At 28.4% G+C, this 22,289-nt stretch carries 19 protein-coding genes; 13 read left to right on the top strand and 6 right to left on the bottom strand.

What is annotated here, in order from left to right:
- Positions 1-362 precede the first annotated feature (362 nt).
- The 4 genes from OB7_RS06010 to rpe are packed head-to-tail and all read right to left on the bottom strand — an operon-like array spanning position 363 to position 5,959.
- Entirely contained in the window at positions 363-2,408 is a 2,046-nt protein-coding gene (locus OB7_RS06010) for an efflux RND transporter permease subunit (RefSeq protein ID WP_114702766.1), read from the bottom strand.
- Positions 2,405-2,848, bottom strand: coding sequence for a hypothetical protein (locus OB7_RS06015; RefSeq protein ID WP_114702767.1), 444 nt, complete (start codon positions 2,846-2,848; stop codon positions 2,405-2,407). Before OB7_RS06015 ends, OB7_RS06010 begins: the two co-directional genes overlap by 4 nt.
- Complete coding sequence (locus tag OB7_RS06020; RefSeq protein ID WP_114702768.1) at positions 2,838-5,321, bottom strand: helix-hairpin-helix domain-containing protein; 2,484 nt, start codon at positions 5,319-5,321, stop codon at positions 2,838-2,840. The genes OB7_RS06015 and OB7_RS06020 overlap by 11 nt, the downstream gene beginning before the upstream one ends.
- Positions 5,318-5,959, bottom strand: a complete 642-nt coding sequence (gene rpe / locus OB7_RS06025) for a ribulose-phosphate 3-epimerase (RefSeq protein ID WP_114702769.1) — start codon at positions 5,957-5,959, stop codon at positions 5,318-5,320. Before rpe ends, OB7_RS06020 begins: the two co-directional genes overlap by 4 nt.
- Before the next feature lie 59 nt (positions 5,960-6,018).
- Between rpe and OB7_RS06030 the strand changes: the two genes are divergently transcribed.
- Genes OB7_RS06030 through OB7_RS06075 form a run of 11 tightly spaced genes read left to right on the top strand, consistent with a single transcriptional unit; the run spans position 6,019 to position 19,346 of the window.
- A complete protein-coding gene (locus OB7_RS06030; protein ID WP_004102843.1) occupies positions 6,019-6,819 on the top strand; it encodes a purine-nucleoside phosphorylase in 801 nt (266 codons plus the stop codon).
- Between the two features lies 1 nt (position 6,820).
- On the top strand, positions 6,821-7,807 hold the full coding sequence (locus OB7_RS06035) for a DHH family phosphoesterase (protein WP_004102845.1): 987 nt from the start codon (positions 6,821-6,823) through the stop codon (positions 7,805-7,807).
- A 26-nt stretch (positions 7,808-7,833) separates the two neighbouring features.
- The gene (locus tag OB7_RS06040) at positions 7,834-11,850 is read left to right on the top strand and encodes a GGDEF domain-containing protein (protein WP_114702770.1); all 4,017 of its coding nucleotides are present in this window, start codon (positions 7,834-7,836) and stop codon (positions 11,848-11,850) included.
- Entirely contained in the window at positions 11,840-12,733 is an 894-nt protein-coding gene (murB, locus tag OB7_RS06045; protein WP_004102850.1) for a UDP-N-acetylmuramate dehydrogenase, read from the top strand. The genes OB7_RS06040 and murB overlap by 11 nt, the downstream gene beginning before the upstream one ends.
- A 12-nt stretch (positions 12,734-12,745) precedes the next feature.
- Positions 12,746-14,083, top strand: coding sequence for an aminopeptidase (locus tag OB7_RS06050; protein WP_114702771.1), 1,338 nt, complete (start codon positions 12,746-12,748; stop codon positions 14,081-14,083).
- A 4-nt stretch (positions 14,084-14,087) separates the two neighbouring features.
- Positions 14,088-14,510 carry a MarR family winged helix-turn-helix transcriptional regulator gene (locus OB7_RS06055; RefSeq protein WP_004102855.1) on the top strand — a complete coding sequence of 141 codons (423 nt, stop codon included), beginning with the start codon at positions 14,088-14,090 and terminating at the stop codon, positions 14,508-14,510.
- Between the two features lie 5 nt (positions 14,511-14,515).
- Positions 14,516-14,968, top strand: coding sequence for a PEGA domain-containing protein (locus OB7_RS10025; RefSeq protein WP_249031034.1), 453 nt, complete (start codon positions 14,516-14,518; stop codon positions 14,966-14,968).
- A gap of 16 nt (positions 14,969-14,984) precedes the next feature.
- Positions 14,985-15,893, top strand: a complete 909-nt coding sequence (locus OB7_RS06060) for a PEGA domain-containing protein (RefSeq protein ID WP_038042522.1) — start codon at positions 14,985-14,987, stop codon at positions 15,891-15,893.
- The gene (locus OB7_RS06065; protein ID WP_012580464.1) at positions 15,894-17,162 is read left to right on the top strand and encodes an S-layer homology domain-containing protein; all 1,269 of its coding nucleotides are present in this window, start codon (positions 15,894-15,896) and stop codon (positions 17,160-17,162) included. It begins immediately after the preceding gene.
- Between the two features lie 28 nt (positions 17,163-17,190).
- The gene (locus OB7_RS06070; protein WP_012580465.1) at positions 17,191-18,561 is read left to right on the top strand and encodes a flagellar assembly protein A; all 1,371 of its coding nucleotides are present in this window, start codon (positions 17,191-17,193) and stop codon (positions 18,559-18,561) included.
- The gene (locus OB7_RS06075) at positions 18,558-19,346 is read left to right on the top strand and encodes a type I phosphomannose isomerase catalytic subunit (RefSeq protein ID WP_004102859.1); all 789 of its coding nucleotides are present in this window, start codon (positions 18,558-18,560) and stop codon (positions 19,344-19,346) included. Before OB7_RS06070 ends, OB7_RS06075 begins: the two co-directional genes overlap by 4 nt.
- Here the strand turns inward: OB7_RS06075 and OB7_RS06080 are convergent.
- Positions 19,315-20,196, bottom strand: coding sequence for a damage-control phosphatase ARMT1 family protein (locus tag OB7_RS06080; protein WP_114702772.1), 882 nt, complete (start codon positions 20,194-20,196; stop codon positions 19,315-19,317). The two genes, OB7_RS06075 and OB7_RS06080, sit on opposite strands and share 32 nt — an antisense overlap.
- A gap of 8 nt (positions 20,197-20,204) precedes the next feature.
- Complete coding sequence (acpP, locus tag OB7_RS06085) at positions 20,205-20,459, bottom strand: acyl carrier protein (protein ID WP_012580466.1); 255 nt, start codon at positions 20,457-20,459, stop codon at positions 20,205-20,207.
- 136 nt (positions 20,460-20,595) lie between these two features.
- Between acpP and ruvB the strand changes: the two genes are divergently transcribed.
- The gene (gene ruvB, locus OB7_RS06090) at positions 20,596-21,603 is read left to right on the top strand and encodes a Holliday junction branch migration DNA helicase RuvB (RefSeq protein WP_193330478.1); all 1,008 of its coding nucleotides are present in this window, start codon (positions 20,596-20,598) and stop codon (positions 21,601-21,603) included.
- The gene (locus tag OB7_RS06095; protein WP_004102870.1) at positions 21,596-22,279 is read left to right on the top strand and encodes a YggS family pyridoxal phosphate-dependent enzyme; all 684 of its coding nucleotides are present in this window, start codon (positions 21,596-21,598) and stop codon (positions 22,277-22,279) included. Before ruvB ends, OB7_RS06095 begins: the two co-directional genes overlap by 8 nt.
- The last annotated feature ends 10 nt before the right edge of the window (positions 22,280-22,289 follow it).

A 22,289-nucleotide genomic window follows, 5' to 3' on the forward strand; every position in this document is an offset into this window, starting at 1 on the left:
AATATTAAACTTACTTGATATTACTTGTCATTTTTTTTGCAACTGTGTGTACTTTTATGTTTCACTTTTCAATGTTATATCATGTTTTTCATTAAAATGAATCAATGTTTGTAGTTTCCATCTCTTACTTTTAATACATTTTTTCTGAAACATGCTGTATGAAATTAATGATAATAGTTTTTTTCTTAGTTTTCAGTAGTCTAGTTCAAAAAGGTTTGAGCCTATTAATATTTTATTTTTAATTATTAACTTATGCTTTTTTTAATTTTTTTATTATTCTATAAATGTTAAATTGAATATTACAAATAAAATAAGTTTTTACTCCATAAATTTTTTTATAAATTGTCAAAAAGGTTTGAATTTTATTTTTTCAAATCTCTGTAAATCTTGTTAATTAGAGTAAGTTTCTTAAGTATAAAAGGTTGAATAATAAGAGTAAAAATTAATCCTATTAAAATTCCGAAAATTATTAATAACGCAATTGATTTAAATAATTTTAGAGATGAGAATAATAAAACGGAGAAACCAAGTATGAGGCCTATACCATTTGCTAGTATTGGTGGTCCTACGTTTATTATAGATTTTTCTGGAGATTTTGTATTTTTTTCATCGTTTGCAAGATGAATAGAATAGTCAATGACAAGCCCCATTAGTATACTCGATGTTATTGATGTTGAAACATCAAGATTGATTTTAAAAATAGTCATAAATATAAAATTAAATAGTGTCGTAAATCCTATTGGAATTATTACACTTAATGTGATTCTGATTGATTTAAAAATTATAAATACCATAGCAAATATTAATATTCCTGCAAAAATGATTGACTTAATTTGTGCATTTAATATATTTTTGTTTATATCATTCCAGATTAGTGCAGAACCAGCAACGTAATATTTGTAAGGCGTTATTTCCTTTAGTATATTTAAAATTTCATCTATATTTTCATATCCTTTTTTTGTTAAGTTAATTATAATTCTAATTTTTGAATTTGAAGATATGTAATACTTTAACAAAGGATTATTTTTTGAAAAATTGTAAAGAATTGGTATTGGAATATCAATTGGAAAATTTGTATTAGAGACATATTCAGTATTTTCTAAAGTTTCTAAAATGTTTTTAATTTTTTTATTATCTGCTGCTAAAAATGGTGAGTTTTTTTCTAAAACTACAAATATGGGTTCTCTAAAATTAAAAAATTGTTCCATTATGTTATAGGCTTTACCTATTTTTGAATCTTTTGAAAAATAAGAAATCATATCTGATTTTATTGAAATATTTTTAATTAATAATGGAGATATAATTGCAATTAATATAAAAATAATTAGTAAGGTAAATGAAATTTTGTCGCCAAAATACTTTATACCGAAGTTTATTGGCCTTTTTTTGGAGTTTGTATTTTTAAAGATTTCTTTACTAAAACTGAATATTAATAAAACGTTTATTATAAGACCTATAGATACTAATAATCCTAGCTCCTTAAATGATTCTATATTTACAAATAAAAATGACAAAAATCCTGCAACAGTTGTTAGCATTGAAAAAATAATAGGAATTTGTATATGTTTTTTAGTTTTTTCAAAATCTTTTATTCTAAAGTAAGCATTATAATAATGAAGACCGTATCCCGAACCAATAATTAATAAAAATGAAAATATCATAACTGTCAATGTGTTTAATGGTCTGTTAAATAAAAATAAAATAGAAACTGTAAAAATAGAAGAAACTATGGGTGTAAAGACTGAAAAAAACGCAACTTTAGGTGATTTTGTTTGAAAATAGAAAAAGAACAAAATTAGTAGTAGCATGATAACTGGATAAATATACATTTGTTTTAACAATTCTTTAAAAAGCTCGCTATCAATTACTGGTTCACCAAAAAGATAATAATTTTCAAAAAATTTTTTTACATGTTTTTCAATTTTAGCAATGTATTTTCTTGCATCTACATTTTGTTTAAAGGTAAGGTTTATAATTGAGTATTTTCCATCTTTACTGATTAAATTAGCTGCATTTTTGTCATTTAAAATTTCTTTTTGTAGAACATTATCTTTTATGTAGGTAGTTATATAAAAACCAACAATTTTTGGGAAATTTGCAGGAGATATAATGGTAGATATGTAAGGTTCATTTAATAATTCACTCGTTAGGTTTAAAAGTTTTTTTGTGTTTTCTTTATTGAAGAATCCATTATCTGAATAAATAATGACAAATAGTGAATTGCCATCGTTAAAGTCTTTTGAGAGCTTTGCAAAATTTTTTACACTTTCATTGTCAATTTCATTTAATGATTTTCCATACTTAAATCCTGGCAAAAATACATCAGGACCAGTGTATATTGAGCCCTTTATAAAAATTATTACAAGAGATATAACAAAAAATACTAAAAAAATTATAAATTTTTTCATATTAAATCCCCCTCAATTTCTTCTGCATTTATTGCGGCTTCAATTATAATGTCTTTATATTTACTCCATTCTTCTATGGCCTGTCTTTTTGAAAGATGTTGTATACATTTTTCATTAGATTTTGGCTCTAAAAGAAGGCAACCACTTGGTCGTTCATTAATATTAAGTTTACAACCTGATTTTGTTAAAAAAGCACATTCTCCAGAAATTGAATGATCAAAGATAAAGTTTTCTTTTCCTTTAACAGCAGGCCTTACAAAATATTCTTCTTTTTTTCTGTCATTCCAATCAATTGCCCATTTTCCTGATTTTAGGGCTTGGGTGAGTTTTTGTAATATTTCTTCTTTGCTATTTCCAAAATCTTTAGGGAGAGCAATTCCTGGATAGCTTTTACAACATTTACCACCACATTTTTTACAAATTTTTTCGTTAATAAACATTTTTTTCACCTTCTACGAAGATTGTATATTCATCTAAAACAGGTCTTGCATTTTTTATTTTTATTCTTTTTTCTTTAAGTGAAACATATTCAAATTCATTTCCCTTTTCAATATCTTCTTTAGCATTTAGTTTTTCAATTTCGTACAAAATTTTTCTTTGACCTTGAAAGATTAAAAAATCTTTCTCTGGTATAATCGTATATTCACCATCAGGTACGTTTAATTTTATAGTAGAAATTCCATCTGTTGCATATCCACCAATTACTGAAACATGGGATGCAATTTTTTGACTTCGAGATAATGCTAAAGAAAGAGGGGATAATTTGTTTTCGACCTTTTCTACAGGTTTTGAAATGCAAAATCCTACAGTTGTATATTCCATGTCGCATCGTTCCCAGCTTTTTTCTATTTTGTATTCGTTGGAAAACTTTTTTCCAAAGAGTGAACTAGATATTTCTAACATTTTTGTATTAATTCCGGTTCTTAATTCTTTTAACTGAACAAGAAGTGCTCTTCTGCTATCTGATAGGTAATCAAAGCTTCCAATTTTTATAAGCGATTCTATAATAGAATAATTGATGTTTGGATTTTTTTGCAAGAAATTTTGTAATGAATTGTAAGGTTTGTTTTTGATGATTTGCAACCCAGTTTTTTCATTAATTCCAGAAATTAAGGTTATAGGAATTTCGAAAATATTATTTTCTAAATTTTCCAATTCGTTTTGAGTAAGGTTTGGTGGAATAACTTTAAATCCTCTTGCATGAAGCTCTAAGATTATTTTTTCAGATTTTGAAGAATCATATTTTAAAATTGTTTTGTAAAACTGTTTTGGAAAATGAGTTTTAAAATATGATAGGTAGTATGTGATATGAGCATAAGCAATTGCATGAGATTTGTTAAAAGCATATTCTGAAAATTCTATTATTGTCTCTATCAATTCATTTACAATATTTGGATTAAGTTTTTTCAAAAGTCCATCTTTTAATTTTTTTAAAAGAGGTTTCATAATTTGCTTGTCTTTTTTGGAAACCGCCTTTCTAAAAACATCCGCTTCTTCTTCTGTGAAATTTGCATATTCAGTGGCAATTTTCATTATTTGTTCTTGAAATATTAATACTCCATTAGTATCTTTGAGAACATCTAATTTCTGTGAACTATTTTCAATTTTTGAATTAGCATATTTTTTATCTATTCCAGCCTTTAAAGGACCAGGTCTGTTTAATGATAAAGCTATAGATAATTCTTTTATATTTCTAGGTTTTATGGTTCTAATAACTTTTTTTCCTAAATTACTGTCAAGTTGAAATATACCATTTGTAAAACCTTTTGAGATTAAATGGAACGTTTTTTGATCATTCAACCTTGGAACTCCAAATTTTTTCTCAAGTTCTGATAAAATAGTAAGAGTTTTCAAACCAAGTAGATCAAATTTAATATATCCAATTTTATGAAGTGATTCCATATCCCATTCTATTGTTTGATCTTTTATTGGAACATTAATCTTTTCTTTGGAGATGATTATTCCAGCAGCATGAACACTTTTATGTATTGGAAGATTTAAAAGATATTTAATTTTGTCTGAAGATATTTTATTTTCATAAGCAATTTTTTTTAAAGTTTTTTCTCCAATACTTGAAAATGTTGTAATGTAATATACATATTTAAATTCTTCCCTAATCTTTTCAATTAATAACTTTCTTTTTGTATCTTCTACATCTAAATCAATATCAGGTGGTTCATTTCTTCCTTTATTCAAAAACCTTTCAAACAGTAGATCGTATTTAATGGGGTCTACGCTTGTTATTCCAAGAAAGTATGAAACTAATGAACCAACGGCACTTCCACGTCCAGGTCCAATCTTTATGTTATTCTTTTTCGCTATTTTAACGATTTTATAAACTGTAAAAAAGTAATCAACAAAATTTTTTTCTTTTATTATTGACACTTCTTTTTCTATTCTTTTTTTGTAGATGGGATTCTTAACATTTTTAAATTCAAGAAAATTTTTGTTTGCCTTCGGAAGTACTTGATCTGATTTTATGTTATAATCTGATACTTGTAGGTCGCAGTAAATCTTTTTTAAAACTCCTTTTTCTACAGGATTACAACCTAAAAATTTTGAAAAAATCTCGTATAAATACCTTTGACCTGGAAGATAATAAGCAAAATATATTTCATCTAAAGGGATGTAATTTAAGCTTATTTTTGAAAAATCATTTTTGTTATATGCTTCAAATAGTTCGTATAATTCATATGTATTTTTTGCATAAAATACTTTATTATTATGTTTAAATGAAATAATAGGTTTGATACCATAACTTTTACATATGTCAATAAATTTAACAGTAGCATGAAAATTAGTATCACAAAGAATCAAGCATCTTGCTCCATTAATGCTTGCATATTTAACTGCGTCTTCAATTTTTAAAATTGATCCTGAAAATGAATATGGACTAACTATTGCAGTAATCATTTCTTCAAAAGTTTACTGAACTGTTCTAGATTGTTATTTTTAAAAATACCATATCCCATTACGAGTATGTCTGCACCAGCTGAAGAAACAACATCAGCATTGGTTTCATTAATCCCACCGTCAACTGCGATTGAAAAGTTTAAGCCATATTTTTCTTTCCAACTTTTTAGTGTTTTTATTTTTTCAATTGACTTTGCAATAAATTTTTGACCTGAAAATCCTGGATTTACACTCATTACTAGCACGCCGTCTAAAAAAGGTATAATTTCTTCAATTAAGTATAAAGGTGTGCCTGGGTTTAATGCAACAAATGCTTCAAAACCGTATTCTTTAATTCTTGATATCAATCTGTGTATATGATATGTAGTTTCTAAATGAACAGTAATTCTTTGAATATCAAACTCTTTTAGTTTCTCAACATGAAACTCAGGATTTGTTACCATAAGATGCACATCTATAGGCAGGTTGGTGCAGTTTTTAACAGCTTCTATTAAGGGATAGCCAAATGTTAAGTTAGGAACAAAATGCCCATCCATAGTGTCAAAGTGAATTTCGTCAATGAATTTTTCTACTCTTTTAATTTCACTTTCAAGATTTGATAAGTTTGCAGCAAGTATTGAACCACTTAACTTAACCATTCTTTTTCCTCCTCAAAAAATTTTATGCTATAATTATTATAACAAAGGAGGTGCAAAAAATGAATGAAAAAATAAAAGAAACTGTTGATTTTATAAAAAATCAAATAAAAATTTTACCTGATATTGGATTAATATTGGGTTCGGGATTAGGTTTTTTAGCTGAGAAAATTGAAAATTCAACAGAAATATCGTATAAAGATATTCCTAATTTTCCATATTCTACCGTTCCTGGGCATGAAGGAAAATTGGTGTTTGGCAATTTGTCAGGTAAAAATGTTGTAGTTTTAAAAGGAAGATTCCATTTATATGAGGGTTGGAATCCTGAGACAATAAAGTTTGTAATTTATACATTAAGAGAATTAGGTGTTGAGAGATTACTTATTACAAATGCAGCAGGTGGAATAAATAGAGATTTTGAGCCTGGAGATGTTGTATTAATAAAAGATATAATCAATTTTCAATTTAGAAATCCTTTAAGAGGCTCGAATGATGAATATTTTGGGCCAAGATTTCCTGATATGTCCAGTGTAGTTGATTTTGAATGGTATGAAAAAGTTAAGAAAGAGTTTCCTAACTTAAAAGAAGGTGTCTATATGGCAGTTTTGGGACCAAGCTATGAAACTCCTGCTGAAATTAGAGCATTTAAAAGATTGGGTGCGGATTTAGTTGGGATGTCAACTGTTCCTGAGATAATCGCCGCAAAGCATTGTGGTATTAAAACATTGTCTTTTTCATGTGTAACTAATATGGCTGCTGGAATTTTAGATACCCCATTATCACATAAAGAGGTTGTTGAAGTTGCAAATAGGGTGAAAGATACATTTTCAAAAATTATATTAAAAACTTTGGAGGTGCTCTGATTTGGTAGCAAATAATTTTTTAAATATAGTTGCAAATTTGAAACAAGCTAATAAAGTTTTGGTTTTAGGACATATTATGCCTGATGGTGATGATATAAGTTCAGTATTGTCTTTAACGCTTGGTTTGAAAAAGCTTGGTAAAGAAGTTATTCCAGCTATTGATTGGAAGATACCATCTTACCTTGGTGAAATAGACGAAGTTTTGCTTATAAAATCTTTTGAAGAGATAGATATAAAAAATTTTGCACCGGATATTATTGCAATAGTAGATGCGTCAAGTCCAGACAGAGTTGGGCGTTTTTCACAATATTTGAATGATTATAATGTTTTAGTAATAGATCATCATGCAACTAATACATTGTTTGGAAATATTAATTGGGTCGATCCAACGTTTGGTGCTACAGCTCAAATGATATTAAGAATAAACAGAGAATTAGAAGTAGAGTATGATGAAAGACTTGCTTTAATAAATTTACTTGGAATTGAGACAGATACAGGCTTTTTTAGGTATTCTAATGCTGATGAAAGAGTTTTTAAGGATGCGGCAGCTCTAATTTCTCTTGGCGCAAAGCCAGATGTGATTGCTAGAATGGTTTTAGAAAATAAAAGATTGGAACAATTTAAGCTTCTATCAAGAATGATAGAAAAACTCAAAATAGAGTCTGATGGACTTTTAGCTTATTCTTATTTAAGTAAAGAAGATTATGAAGAGTTAAATTGTACAGATGAAGATAGTGGGGGGTTTGTAAGCGAGATACGTTCAATAAAAGGTGTTGAAGTTGCAATATTTTTTTATGAGTATACTGAAGGTGAAATCCATATCAGTTTTAGATCGAAAGAATGGTTTGATGTAAGTAAAGTTGCGCTGTTAATTGGTGGAGGGGGTCATCCTAGGGCTGCTGGAGCTTCAGTTAAAGGAAAAATAGAGGATATTGTGGATGAGGTTGTAAAACTGACTATATCTGAAATTAAAAATCAAAAGCCATGAATTTTTGAAATCCTAGGGGGGAACATATGAAAATCGTAAAGTTTTTTAGAAAAACTTATAATGGAGACGAGTTTTTAATTGAAGAAGATGGTAAATTAAAAAGGATTAAAAAGATAAACAAGGAAATAATTAGTAACTTTAGAGATTTTTCAATATTTTTGAATTTAATTTCTTATGTAGATGAGTTTTTAAAGCCTGAAAGATTTTTTGTGGAAGAAGATTTTTATACAGTGGTATTTCCTTATTATGGAGAAAATGAAATAAATATTGAAAAACTTTCTGTAGATTCAAAAGATCTAATTGCTTACAAAATGTTGAATATTGCTCAACAAGTTTTTCATATTCCAAATCTTTCTTTTCCTGTTTTTTCATATGATGATATATTATTGAACGAAAATGATGTAATTATTCAACCTCCTATTTGGTTGAGTAAAAATATTGTTCCCCCAAAAAACTTTAGAACATTTGTAGCACCAGAGTTTGAAAAAGAATTTAAATTTAGCGATAGATCAGTAGTGTATGTATTTGGTAAAGCTCTAGAAGGTTTAGATTTGGAAAACGAATTTTTTAGGTCAATTATTCCAAATATGGTAAAGGAAGAATTAAATGAGAGAACAATACATTTTGTTGCACCATCTCTCTATCAGACTTTTGTAAATGACGAATTTGTTATACCAATAATTGAAAGGCCTGAGTTGTATAAAATACTGGAATTAGTAAATGAAAAGAGTTATAAATTTATTGGAGTTGTTGGAGATCAAAGATTAGGAAAAACCACACTTTTAAATATGTTGCAAGATAGACTTCAAATGGAAGGAAAGATAGTTTTAAGGCCGACTAGTATTACTCAATTGGTTAATCAATTGCTACAAGTTGCTGCAGGAAAAGTAGCTGATGAGATTCTTGAAGAGCTTTTTAACGTGATAAAAAATGGTGGAAAAATAGATGTTATTGTTCCTCTTGTTGGAGAAGTTATGGATAGTATAGGAGAACTGTTTATTTTAGTTGATGATTATCAGGAAAAATTTGATAATTTTAAAGCGTTTTTGAAAGAACTTATATTGCTTAATTTTGTTAATAAACACCAGATTATAGCGTTTTCTACTGAAGAATTTGATGAATTTGAATTTATTATTGAGGTAAATAAATTTTCAAAAGATGATATAAAAAAAATTCTTAAAAAATCCTTTGTTAAAATAAATGGTATAGATATTTTAACTGATTTTTTGTTTAAGATTAGTTCTGGATATCCAGGAATATTGGTTGAAGTACTCAAATTGTTAGTGGGAAAAAGGATATTAGTAAAAAATATTGAAAAAAGAGTTTGGGAATGCGACTTTGATAGGTTATCTTATACTAATATTGACCAAGTATATGATATTAGTCAAAATTTAGATGAAGATTTATTTTTAAAAGCTAAAAATATTGCAATTTTAGGCCAAAAATTTACCGATGAAGAGTTAGAATTGCTTGAAGAAGTGTGCGATATTTCTTTTCAAAATTTAGTTAAATTACTTGAAGGAAAAGGAATTTTATACAGAGAGTATAATGTCTGGAGATTTACTTTAAGGCAATATTGGGAAAAGTTCTATGAGAAAATAGATGATAAGGAACATATGCACAAAAAGTTAATTGAAAAATATTCAAAGATGACGTTTTTTGGTGTTTATCAGAAAATTGCTTGGCATTATAAAATGTTAAATCAAGAAAGTAAAGCTATTATTTATTATATAAAATCTATTCGAAGAGGATTAGAAGAATATTATTCGCCTAATCTGTTACTTTATCTTATAAGTGAAACAGAAAAATTGATCCCAAAGGATAAGATTTTATACACTTTACTTAGATTTAAACTTGAAGTTTATAGAAGGGTATTTAAAGAGGTAGATTTTGAAATACCTGATGAAAATATTTTTGAATATTTAAAAATTTTGAAAATGCAGATAAATTTTCAATATGATGCTTTAAAAAAATACTTTGAAGAAGATAAAGAAAGGTTGAATGGTTATGGTCTTGTAGGAAGTTATTGGAGGAAGTTGTTATACTATCAAACTCTGTATGTGCTTGAAGAATATGAGAAAATAGATTTAGAAGTATTACAGAAAATTTCTGATATTCCATGTACTACTTCCTTTGTTTGTAGCTTAAAAATTGGAGCTTTACTTCTGCTTGGAAATTTTTATTCGCAAAGAAATAGATTACTGTCAGATTTTTACTTTGAAAAGGCTAAAAATATTGCTAAGAAAAATAAAATATATCATCTTCTTTCGATTGTTTATAAAGATCTATCGTTTAATACATCAAATATGATAATTGCGGATAATTTATTGGATAAATCGATTCAATATGCGGAAAAAGCAGGACTTTCAAATATTGCTATTTTGTCGACATTGGATAAAATAAGAATAATGTTGTATATGGGACAAATTGATAAATTTTTTATAGAATTAAATAAAGTTAGAAAAATAGCTAAACTTAGAAATTTGAAACCAGAACTTGCTTCAACTCACAGCCTCGAAGTTTTGTATCACATTTATAATAGGGAATTTGAAGAAGGATATAATGATCTTCAAAATTTTAAAAGGATACTTGATACTGTCAGTATAAGGGGAAGGTACCTTAGAACATTAATAATGCTTTATTTGTTTTCTGAAAGATTTACAGAAGCAAAAAAGATTTATGAAAATGTAAAAGATAAAAGTGTTTTTAGACAATATGGATTTGATTACTTTTTAAAGCTTGCTTTTGCGAAAAGTTTAGATGAATTTGAAATGGTTTGGAAAGAGTATAGGGATTCTGAGATTTTCCTGTGGCGTGAGGAAATTTATGCATTATTAGGTGACAAAATTGCCGAAGTTGATCCGGATGGTTTTTTCGAGCAGCTAAATTTTTTGGAAAGAGAATATTCAAGTCAAGGTTTGAAACTTTCTCTTGCGTTGTTGTATGAAGGATATGCAAAATATTATAAGGTAATTGGTAAAAGTTATAAGCATCAAATATATATGTCAAAAGTTTACTCTTTATACAAAGAAATGGGGTTTAAAAATTATTTAAAAATTATTGAAAAGAAAAATGATTTTTTGAAACCATTTTTTGAAAAATCTTTAAATATTTCTAAATTTATAGATTCCGAAAATATTTCTAAGAGTTTGAAGGGTTACTTTGAAAAAGCAAATCTTTCAATTAATCTTTTAGAAGAATTAAAAGCAATTGAAGAAATAGAAGATCCACAAAATCTATTAAATTATTTTGCAGGGAAAATAGTTCAGAACTTACCAGTTACTGATGTTTATATTTTTGTTGAGGATAGACAAATTGAAAAGAAATACAAATTTTCAAATACAGATGATATCTTACAAGAAGATGGGATTTTCTCAGATCCTTTAAAGATAAAGATTTCTGATAGAGTTGATAAATACTTACATTATGAGATTTATGTTTCAAATCCATTGTTATCTGTTACACAAGAAAATTTATATAACATTCTAGATTTTCTTGAAATTATTGAATATGGTTTTGTAACTTCATTAAAAACTTCAATTTTAAAGTTGAGAAGTTTCCTTGATCCTCTTACAAAATTATATACAAGGTATTATTTTATTGAAAAATTATCACAGATGTTTAGAAGAGCAATTAAGTTTAATGAAAAACTTTCAGTAGTTATGTGTGACTTAGATCATTTTAAAAAGATAAATGATACGTATGGTCATTTGATAGGTGATGAAGTTTTGAAAAAAATTGCTCAAATTTTGAGAAGAAATGTAAGGATGACAGATGTTATTGGAAGATATGGAGGGGAAGAATTCATAATATTTTTACCTTATTCTTCTTCAAAACAAGCGTATGAGATTGCTGAAAGAATAAGAAAAAAAATAGAAAAGTTAGATGAATTTCCTTTTAAAGTAACAATGAGTTTTGGTATAGCAAGTTATCCAGAGACTAAGGTTAACAGCCCTGACGAGTTAATACATCATGCTGATGATGCATTGTATAAAGCTAAAGAAACTGGAAGGAATAAGGTGGTAATGTTTAATGAGAGATAAGATTATTGAAGAAATTTTAAAATTTGGTAATGATGTTTATATTGATGAACCAATGAAATGCCATGTGAGTTTTCGAATTGGAGGCCCTGTAAGTGCTTTTGTGGTTTCACCTTCCATTGAAATATTTATTAAAACTTTTTCATTTTTAAAGGAAATTAGAGAAGTTAAAGTTTTAGGAAATGGAACTAATGTTTTGCCTAAAGATTCAAAAATGGATTTTTTTATATTATCAACAAATAGATTAAATAAAATTGAAATTTTAGAAGATAAAATTATTTGTGAAAGTGGATTGAATCTTAAGAGTTTGTGTAATATAACTGCAAAAAATGGGATTGCCGGTTTTGAGAATTTATATGGTATTCCTGGCAGCGTTGGTGGAGCTGTTTATATGAATGCAGGTGCTTATGGAAGTGAGATTGCCGATTTGGTATTATACGTAGAAGCTTATGATGGAAATAAAATAGTTCGTTTTAATGTTAATGAATTAAAATTTTCTTATAGGAATAGTTTATTTAGAGAAGAAAAAGATTTAATTATTTTAAGAGTAGCTTTTAAAAAGTTTAATGATGAACCTGATTTAATATTGGAAAAAATGCGTGAGATAATTTTAAAAAGGGTTGAAAAGCAACCATTAGAATTCCCGAGTGCAGGAAGTGTTTTTAAAAGGCCTAGAAAAGATTTTTATGTTGGTAGTGCAATTGAAAAAGCTGGTTTGAAAGGTTTTAAGATTGGTGGTGCAAAAGTTTCGGAAAAACATGCAGGATTTATTATTAATTACAATAATGCTACATATGATGATGTCGTAAATTTAATCAAATACATAAAAGAAAAAATTTATGAAAATTATAAAATCAATTTAGAAACAGAAATAGAAATTTGGTGAGGAGGGATTTGGATGAGCTTATGGAAGAAACGTAATTTAGAAGAAGTTGAAAAATTTAGTAAAGATTATAGAAAATTTATTGATGAAGCAGTCAGTGAAAGGCTAGCTGTTGATTTTTTTGAAAATCTTCTTATTGAAAATGGTTTTATACCATTAGATAAATATACAGGAAAAGAAGAAAAGGTTTTTTATACGAATGCAAATAAGTCTTTGGTTGCTGCAAGAATTATAAACAAGCCAGAGGATGGATTTAATATAGTTGCTGCTCACATTGATGCACCAAGGATTGACTTAAAACCTAATCCTTTGTACGAAGATGAGGGTTTTGCGCTTATGAAAACTCATTATTATGGAGGAGTAAAACTTTATCAATGGTTGAATATACCGCTAGCACTTGTTGGAGTTGTATACAAAGATGATGGAACAAAATTGAATATAAAAATTGGTTTTGATGAAAATGATCCAGTTTTTGTAATAGCTGATTTGTTGCCACATCTTGATAGAAAAGATGAAAAAATTGGCGAAAAATTTCAAGGTGAGAAGATGAACCTTATAGTTGGTTCTATCCCATTAGATGGTGAAGAAAAAGAGGCGGTAAAAAAGAATGTTTTAAAAATTTTGAAAGATTTGTATAATATTGAGGAAGAAGACTTTGTGAGTGCTGATATTGAGTTAGTTCCTGCATTTAAATCAAGAGAAGTTGGATTTGATAAAAGCTTGATAGCAGCTTATGGCCATGATGATAGAATTTGCGCTTATCAAGCAATTAGAGCATTGATAGATGCAGAAAATTTGGAAAAATCAGCTGCTGTCATATTATTTGATAGGGAAGAAATTGGAAGTGAAGGAAATGCAGGTGCAAAAGCTAGATTTTATAAGAAATTTTTTAGAAAAATTTTAAAAATAAATGGTTCTAATGATACAGAATCATCCCTAGATGAATTAATAGAAAATTCTTTTGTAGTATCAGCTGATGTTGGAGCTTTAATAAATCCAACTTATAAAGATGTTCATGATAAATATAATGCTGCAAAAGTCGGAGAAGGAATTGTACTTGTAAAATATACTGGTTCTAGAGGAAAAGCAGGTGCTAGCGAAGCACATGCTGAAGTTGTAGCTCATGTAAGGAAAGTTTTAAATTCTGCAGATATAAAATGGCAAGTTGGAACTCTTGGAAAGATAGGAATTGGTGGTGGCGGAACAGTTGCAAAATTTTTAGCTGAAGAAGGATTTAATGTTATTGATATGGGACCTGGTCTTTTGAGTATGCATTCTCCATACGAATTGGTTTCAAAGGTTGATTTATATGAAACATATTTAGCATATAAAGAGTTAATCTCAAAGAGGTGATATTGTGTCAACAAGCATTGAAAGCCTTTTAAGAGAAATATGCTTTAGAGTAAAGGTAAAAGGAAGGGAAGTTTTAAAAGAATTCCCAATTACGCCTGCTCAGTTTGATTTAATGCAAAAATTGTATTTTAATGGTGAACAGACAATGACCGATTTGAGTAAAATTCTTGGAATTGCAAAAAGTACAACAACGGGTCTTGTTAGTAGGCTTGAAATTGATGGATTTGTTGAGAGAAAAAGAAGGGAAAAAGATAAAAGAGTAATTACTGTAAAGTTAACAAAAAAAGGAGAAGAAGTAATTGATAAAGTAATATTAAAGAGGATAGAGTTTGTTGAAGAAGCTTTAAAAGATTTTGATGAATCATCTAAAGAAAAATTAAAAGAACTCTTAAGTTTATTTAATGAATCACTAAAGAAATATAGGTGATAAGTATGAAAAAATTTGCAGTTTTTGTGATGTTTTTTGTTTCAATGTTTTTATTTGCAAATTTAACTATTATAACTGAGCCTAGTGCAATGGTGTATTGGAATGGAGCCTTGATAGATGTTGTACCATTAGATGGTGTTTTAGAACTTGAAAATCTTGATTATCCAGGTACCTTGAAAATAGTTAAACCTGGTTATGCACCTTATGAAACATTAGTCTCAACTGATACGATATTGAAAGTAAAACTTTCCCTTCCTTCATATATCGAAGTTACGTCTGACCCTGAAAATGTAGATGTTATTGTGAATGGTAATTTTTTAGGAACTTCTCCAGATGTGTTTGAAGTAAGTTCTGGGGAGCTTCTTTTGACATTTGAAAAAGAAGGCTATATTTCAAAAAAATTTAAAATAACGCTTTTGCCATCCCAGATAAAAAAAAATTCATGTAACTTTAACTAAAAATGTAAAATTAAAATTGATATCTAATGATGTAATTGAAGCAACTATTGATGGAAAATATATAAAATTACCTACTACAGTTGAAGTGCTACCTGGAAAGCATGTACTAAAATTATATGGAAAAGATTATATTAAAACTGTTCAAGAAATAGAAGTTCCGGCAGTTGAAGAATATGAGTATAATGTCGATGAAACTGTTTATGTGAATTTGTATGTTTATGGTTATCCTGAGAATGCGAATGTGATTTTGAATAATATTTCAAAGACTTCTCCTGCAATTTTTAAGGTTATTCCTGGGATATACGATATAAAAATAGAAAGTGATGGATTTAAGACATTAAAGGAAAAAATTAATGTTACAACTTCTAGTAATACTTTTATGTATAATTTAAGTAAAAATTTAATTTCCTCAGTTAATAATTCTTTAACTGTTTTTTTTGATGGTTATATTTCAAAAGATAACCTAGTTCCTAAAAGATTGTATTTTACAAAAGTAGTTGGTGACAATAAGGAATGGTTTGGTTTTACTGATGGTTCAATTGAAGAAATTCCAAAAAGTTTTAGCGTAATATTTACTAAAGATGGATATATTGAGTATAAAGGTGTAAGATATAATTCTCCGGTGATATTGAATGTAAATTACGATGATACTGTGAAAGTAGTCTCTAATGGGAAAGAAGAATCGGTTATTGTGAAAGAAAATAAAATATTGGATGATCCTAAAAGTTGTGCTGTAAATATTTACTCAAAGCAGGTTTTTGATGTAAAAATTAATGGGAAATTTATAGGACGAACTCCAATATATTTGTTGTCACTTCCTGAAGGTGGATATAGGATGGAATTTTTAAAAAATGGAATTACAATATATGAAAAAAATGTTGAAATAAAACAAGGGATTTTAAATGAAATATATGGAGGGGATTAGATGAGAAAAGTGCTAAGTATTTTTCTAATAATGTTTTTAATGATGATTATATTTGCAGTTGAGACAGTTATAACAGATCTTTCTCCGATTGTTCCTGAATATTCAGCAGTAAAATTTTTGGTTGAAAACCAAATAATGGATTTAGATGTAAATGGTAATTTTAAACCATCTCTTTTAATAACTAGATTAGATATTGCAAAAGTTATATATACTGTAATTCAAAAATATAACCTTTCAAAGATTTCAGACATTGAAAAATCTCTTGCTAACATTAGTGACGAAATAAAAATTGCAAAAGGTTTAGTTAGTGGGATTGATAAAAGGTTGGTAAATCTTGAAACAAAGCAAGAAGAATTAACGCAAAAGATTGAAGCTTTTGATGCATTTTTAACTCAGTCATCGGAAACACTTTTTGCAAATATTGAAAAAAATTATGTAAAAAGAGAAGATTTTGATTCTCTTAAAGCACAAATTACTTTGATTTCTCAGGTTTACAATTCTCAGACAAAGAAATTTGAGGAAAAGATAAATGATATTGAGAAAATTTCAGAAATTGAAAAGAAAATAAATATTGTGAGTAATCAACTTGAAGACTTGAAAACAAACTTTTTGGAAGAACAGGCAAAGAATATTGCGAAGTTTTCTGATATTGAAAAACAACTTTCTAATATTCCAACAAATGTTACAAACCTCAATGTTACAGTAGCTCAGCTTTCTAATAAAGTTTCTTCAATAGAAGAACTTTATACTAAACTATCAAATATAAAAGCTTCTGACATTGATAAATTAGAAAACTTGAGTGAATTGGAAGATAAGGTTAATCAAATGTATTCAATTTTGACAGATCTAAATGCATTCTCGATGGATTTAGATTCTTTAAGAAAAAGGCTAGAAGGGATTGATATATTAACGGTCAGAAATGTTGTAAATAAATTTTCAATTTTGGAGAATAGATACCAGCAAATTGATAGTAGAGTACAATACTTGGAAAATAGTGTTGGAAAAATTGAACTTTTGAATCAAAAGATAGAAGAATTAAATGCAAAAATTTCAGATATTGAAAACAAGAAGATTATGTTAGATAATTTAGAAAAAATTTCTAATGATGTTGAAGAGTTAAATAAGTATAAAGAAGATTCAAAAAAAGCACTTGACATTATGAGTGATAAATTAGTGGAAACTAACAATAATATGAGAACCATTTTAATTGTTTCAATTGTTTCAGCGGCAATATCAGTAATTTCATTCATATTGACAATTACTAAATAATAAAAGTAAAGAAATTAAGGGGGATAGTATGATAATAAAAGTTAAAGTCCCGGAAAATAAAATGAGTGCAAGTATAATACTCGAAAAAGCAGGTGATGATGATAAAGTTACCCCGAAAGAAATAGTCGATGCTTTGAATGAAGCAGGGGTTAAATTTGGTATAGATTATGATGTAATAAATAGAATTTGCCAAAATCCTGAATTTTTTGTACCATTGCAAGTTGCTGTGGGTAAAGAACCAAAAAATGGTGAAGATGGTCGCATTGAGTTTGTAAATTTTGAAAAAGAAAAGGAAAGTGATAAAAAGAATATCGATTTTAGAGAATTCCCTACTCACAAAAGGATAATAGTAAGAAAGGGGCAAAAAATTGCTACAGTTTATGAGCCAACAGAAGGAGAAGATGGAATAAACGTATTTGGTGAAAAAATAGCTGGAAAAGTTGGAAATAAAGTAGATATAAAGTTGGGAAACAACGTTGAGTTAAAGGATAACAGTATATACTCGAAAGTTGATGGAATATTGATAGTTGATCTAAATGAAAACTTTATTGATGTAGGTGAAGTTTTAGAGATAAAAGGGGATGTAGATTATTCGATAGGCAATATTGATTTTCCAGGTGAAGTGGTCATTACAGGTGATGTGAAGCCAGGGTTTGTAGTAAGGGCAAAGAAAGATATAAAGGTTGAAGGAATAATTGAAGCAGCAACTGTAATATCGTTAGAGGGTAATATAATTGTTAGTGGAATTAAAGGAAGAGATAAAGGAATAGTAAAATGTTCTGAAGATTTGAATGTAAGATTTGCCGAAAATGCAAATTTGGAAGCAAAAAATTTGATTTTCAAAGATCTTTTGAATAATTGTAACGTAAAAGTTTCTGAAAGTATTATTTCAGAGAATGGAAGAGGGGTTATTGTCGGGGGAGAATATATAGCAGGAGTAAAAATTGAGGCTGAAGAAATTGGTTCGGAGATAGGAATTCCTACACGTCTTGAAGTTGGTATTCCACCACATTTACTTGAAGAGAGAAAACTTCTTCATACGCAAATAATGCTTGATAAGCAGAATGCTGAGAAATTAATGAAGATAGTTAAACAATATAAACTATTAAAAGAGAAGAAAGTTGATATACCTAATGATAAGAAACAATTGTTTGTTAAAGCAACGACAACTCTTCTTAATATAAAAGAACAACTTGAAAAAAATAAAAAAAGATTGGATGAAATTGAGGAAATGATAAATAAGATTAAAGTTGATGCTAAAGTTGTAGCTCGAAAAATTATTTATCCTGGAGTTGAAATTATGTTGCAAGGGCTTAAGTATTATATAAATAAACCATTAAATAAGGCGGTATTGAGAATTGAGAATGATAACATTATTGTTGGAGGGTATAAAGAATGATAAAAATTGAGCCAAAGTTCAGAGAGCAGGTATGGGGAGACTTCAATTTAAATAAAACGTTTGGAATAAAAGGTAATCCAATAGGTGAAGTTTGGCTACTTTCTGGTCACCCACTTTATACCACGAATATTAATGGAAAAACTGTTAATGAAGCATCAAACGAGTTATGTGGAAAAGAATTTAAAAGATTCCCATTACTAATAAAGTTAATATCAACAAATGCTTGGCTTTCTTTACAAGTCCATCCTGATGATGAATATGCTCAAAGAGTTGAGGGGGAACCTTGGGGAAAAAGTGAGGCATGGTATTTTTTGAAGGATGGTGAAATTGCAATTTGTGAAAATCCATCCTTAATTCCTCAAGCTTTAAAAAGTGGAAATTGGGAAAAGGTAATTCGAAAAGTCAAGGTTAAAAAAGGAACATTTGTTTATATTCCTGCAGGAGTTATTCATGCATTAGGTCCGAATTCGACTATAATTGAAGTTCAACAATCTTCGGATTTAACATATAGAATTTACGACTGGGGAAGGCAAAGAGAATTACATATTGAAAAAGCATTACAGGTAGCAAAAAAAACTAAATATGAAAATTTATTGATGGAAAAGATTTCATGTGAATACTTTAATATGGAAGAATTATTTGAAGGTTATGTAGATGGATTTGCAGTAGCTGTACCTAAAAAAATCGAAAAAAATTTTGGAGCCTTTTTAATACCAAAAGGCTCCAAAGAATTCGTTAGAGATTCTATAATAATTACTCTTGGCGAATTCTTTTTGAATTCATAAATAATTTTGAATTTTTTTCAACACCTATAAAGTCAGAGATAACTTCGCATTTAGAAACTAATGCAAAAAATAGATTATTCCTTGATTCTTCAGAAAGGCCTTCGAAGTTTCCTTGGCCTTTTGCTATTATAATATCTGAGTCGTAGAATAATCTTCTAAATTCTTCAGAAGATTTTGGCAAAGAAGCCCCTGCAGTTTTAAGTTTTGTATCAATTATTGTTGCAAATTTTTCGATACCTATATATTTACCATCGTCAACTGTTGCATCATTTATAATAGGTTTTCCTTTTAGAGCCACAAAGATTTCAATGTCATGAAGAGTTTCTTTAATAATTTCAATAAAGAGCATGTCGAAAACTAAATCTCCAGCATTATCGGCAATAAATAATAGATTTTTTGATGAAAAAAGTGATTTTTTAAATTCTTCAAAGTCATCGATAGAAAATGGTTGATTCCATATGTCTATAACCTGCTTAAATAATTCTTCGGTTGAACCTTTTTTAGCTCCAAAATCAATTAGATTGCCAGCAACCGATAGTTTTGCTGCCTCATATAGTGGATCGCTCGAATCAAGGATTCTGCTTTTAAAATCTTTATATAACGATAAGGCTGCATCGTTTGACTTTTTCTTTTCTTCAGAATAGAGGTCACTTTTGTTTAGATAGTTTTCAAGCTTTTCATACATTACCTCGGCAATATCGATAGGTTTTAGATTATAATTTAGTTGGGATAAATCATTAAGCACTTTTTTAAGTATATTCCATTTCTCATGTTCTGAAATAACAAATTTGTCAAGTATTCTCTGAGCCTGGTTAACATGACAAATAAGGCATTTACTGATAGCTTTCATTTTTGTTTTTAATCTCCTTGAACCTTTAATTTGGATTCAATTATGTTGATTACATCTTCAACTGTAGATATATTTTCTAGTTCATCGTCTTCAATTCTAATTCCATATTCGTCTTCGAGAATCATTACTAAATCTACTACATCCAATGAATCTGCTCCCAAATCATCAATAATATTGGAACTTTCATCAATATCTTCAATTGGAATGTTCAATTTTTCGGCTAATATTTTACTTACTTGTCTAAATAATTCTGCTCTTTCCATTCTTTCCCTCCTCGAATTTTTATTTTATACATATTAGATAAAACATAAATTTTTAGAATTGTCAAGTAATATTATAGCACTTTTTAATGTTTGTATATCAATATTTTTATGGTATCATTTCATTTAGGGAGGTGTGATTATCTCGGAGAGAATATTTGACCCTGAGAAATTACCAAACGATGTTTTAACAATAAGGCCACAAAAATTAGAAGAATATATAGGGCAAGAAAATATAAAGAAAAGGCTTAAATTAGCTATAAATGCTTCTAAAATAAGGAAAGAAGCACTTGATCATGTTTTATTAGTAGGACCACCTGGTCTTGGAAAAACAACACTTGCACATATAATCTCAAATGAAATGGGAACAAATATTCACATTACAAGTGGTCCCATTTTAGAAAAGCAAGGTGATGTTGCTGCAATATTGAGTAATTTGGAATATGGAGATATTTTGTTTATTGATGAAATACATAGAATGAATAAATCAGTGGAAGAAATTTTGTATACTGCAATGGAAGATTTTCAAATTGATATTTTAATTGGAAAAGGGCCTTCAGCAAGATCAATTAGAATTGATTTGCAACCTTTTACACTTGTTGGAGCTACTACGAGAAGTGGATTATTAAGTTCACCTTTAAGAAATAGATTTGGATTGATTATGGAGTTAGATTTTTATACGGTAGAAGAATTAAGTTTAATAATAAAGAGGGCATCAACTGTTTTAAATGTTGAAATTGATGAAGATGCTGCACAACTTCTTGCAAAACGTTCTCGCGGGACTCCAAGAATTGCGTTAAGATTATTAAGAAGAGTTCGTGATATGAGCACTGTAACAGAAAAGAAGAAAATTGATGTAATGATGGTAGAAGAAATAATGGAGTTATTAGGGATTGATAATGAGGGGTTAGATGAGGTAGACAGAAAAATATTAACGACAATCATTGAAGTTTATCAAGGTGGCCCTGTAGGCTTAAAATCATTGGCTGCTTCAGTGGGACTTTCAGAGGATAGTATTTCCGAAGTTTATGAACCATATCTTTTACAAAGTGGATTTTTAGCAAGAACTCATAGAGGAAGAGTAGTAACTAGTAAAGCATATAAACACCTTGGTTATAAAAATGGGGGTGGATTGTTTGATGAGTGAAATTTATAAAAGGTATATGGAAGTTGTAGATTCAATTAAGAATAAATGTAAACAAATAGATAGAGACTATAGTAAAATTAAATTAGTAGCTGTTAGTAAAACGTTTCCGGTTGAAGTTTTAAAAGAGGCATATGATTCAGGAATAAATATTTTTGGTGAAAATTATGCGCAAGAGCTACGTGATAAATCAAAGGTATTAAAAGATTATAACATTGAGTGGCATTTTATAGGAAGGATTCAGATTAATAAGTTAAAATATATTGTACCTGTAGCAAGTTTGATACATTCTGTATCAAGAATTGAGGAAATTGAAGTGATAGATAAAATTTCTAAAAAATTGGGGAAAATTCAAGAAATATTAATACAAGTCAATGTTTCAGGTGAAGAGACAAAATCTGGAGTAAAGCCTGAGCAGCTTATTGATTTAATTGAAAAATCTAAATTATACGAAAACGTAAAAGTTATTGGTTTAATGACGATGGCACCTTTTACAGATAATGAGGAGATAATTAGGAATGTTTTTAAAAAAGCAAGAGTATTAAGGGATAATGTTTCAAAAGAATTTCCTGATGTAGTAGAACTGTCAATGGGAATGTCGAATGATTATTTAATTGCTTTGGAAGAAGGAGCGACTATTTTAAGAATTGGTAGTAAAATTTTTGGTTCAAGAAAATAAAGAGGGAGGG

Source organism: Thermosipho africanus Ob7 (genome assembly GCF_003351105.1).
Taxonomy (GTDB): Bacteria; Thermotogota; Thermotogae; order Thermotogales; family Fervidobacteriaceae; genus Thermosipho; species Thermosipho africanus.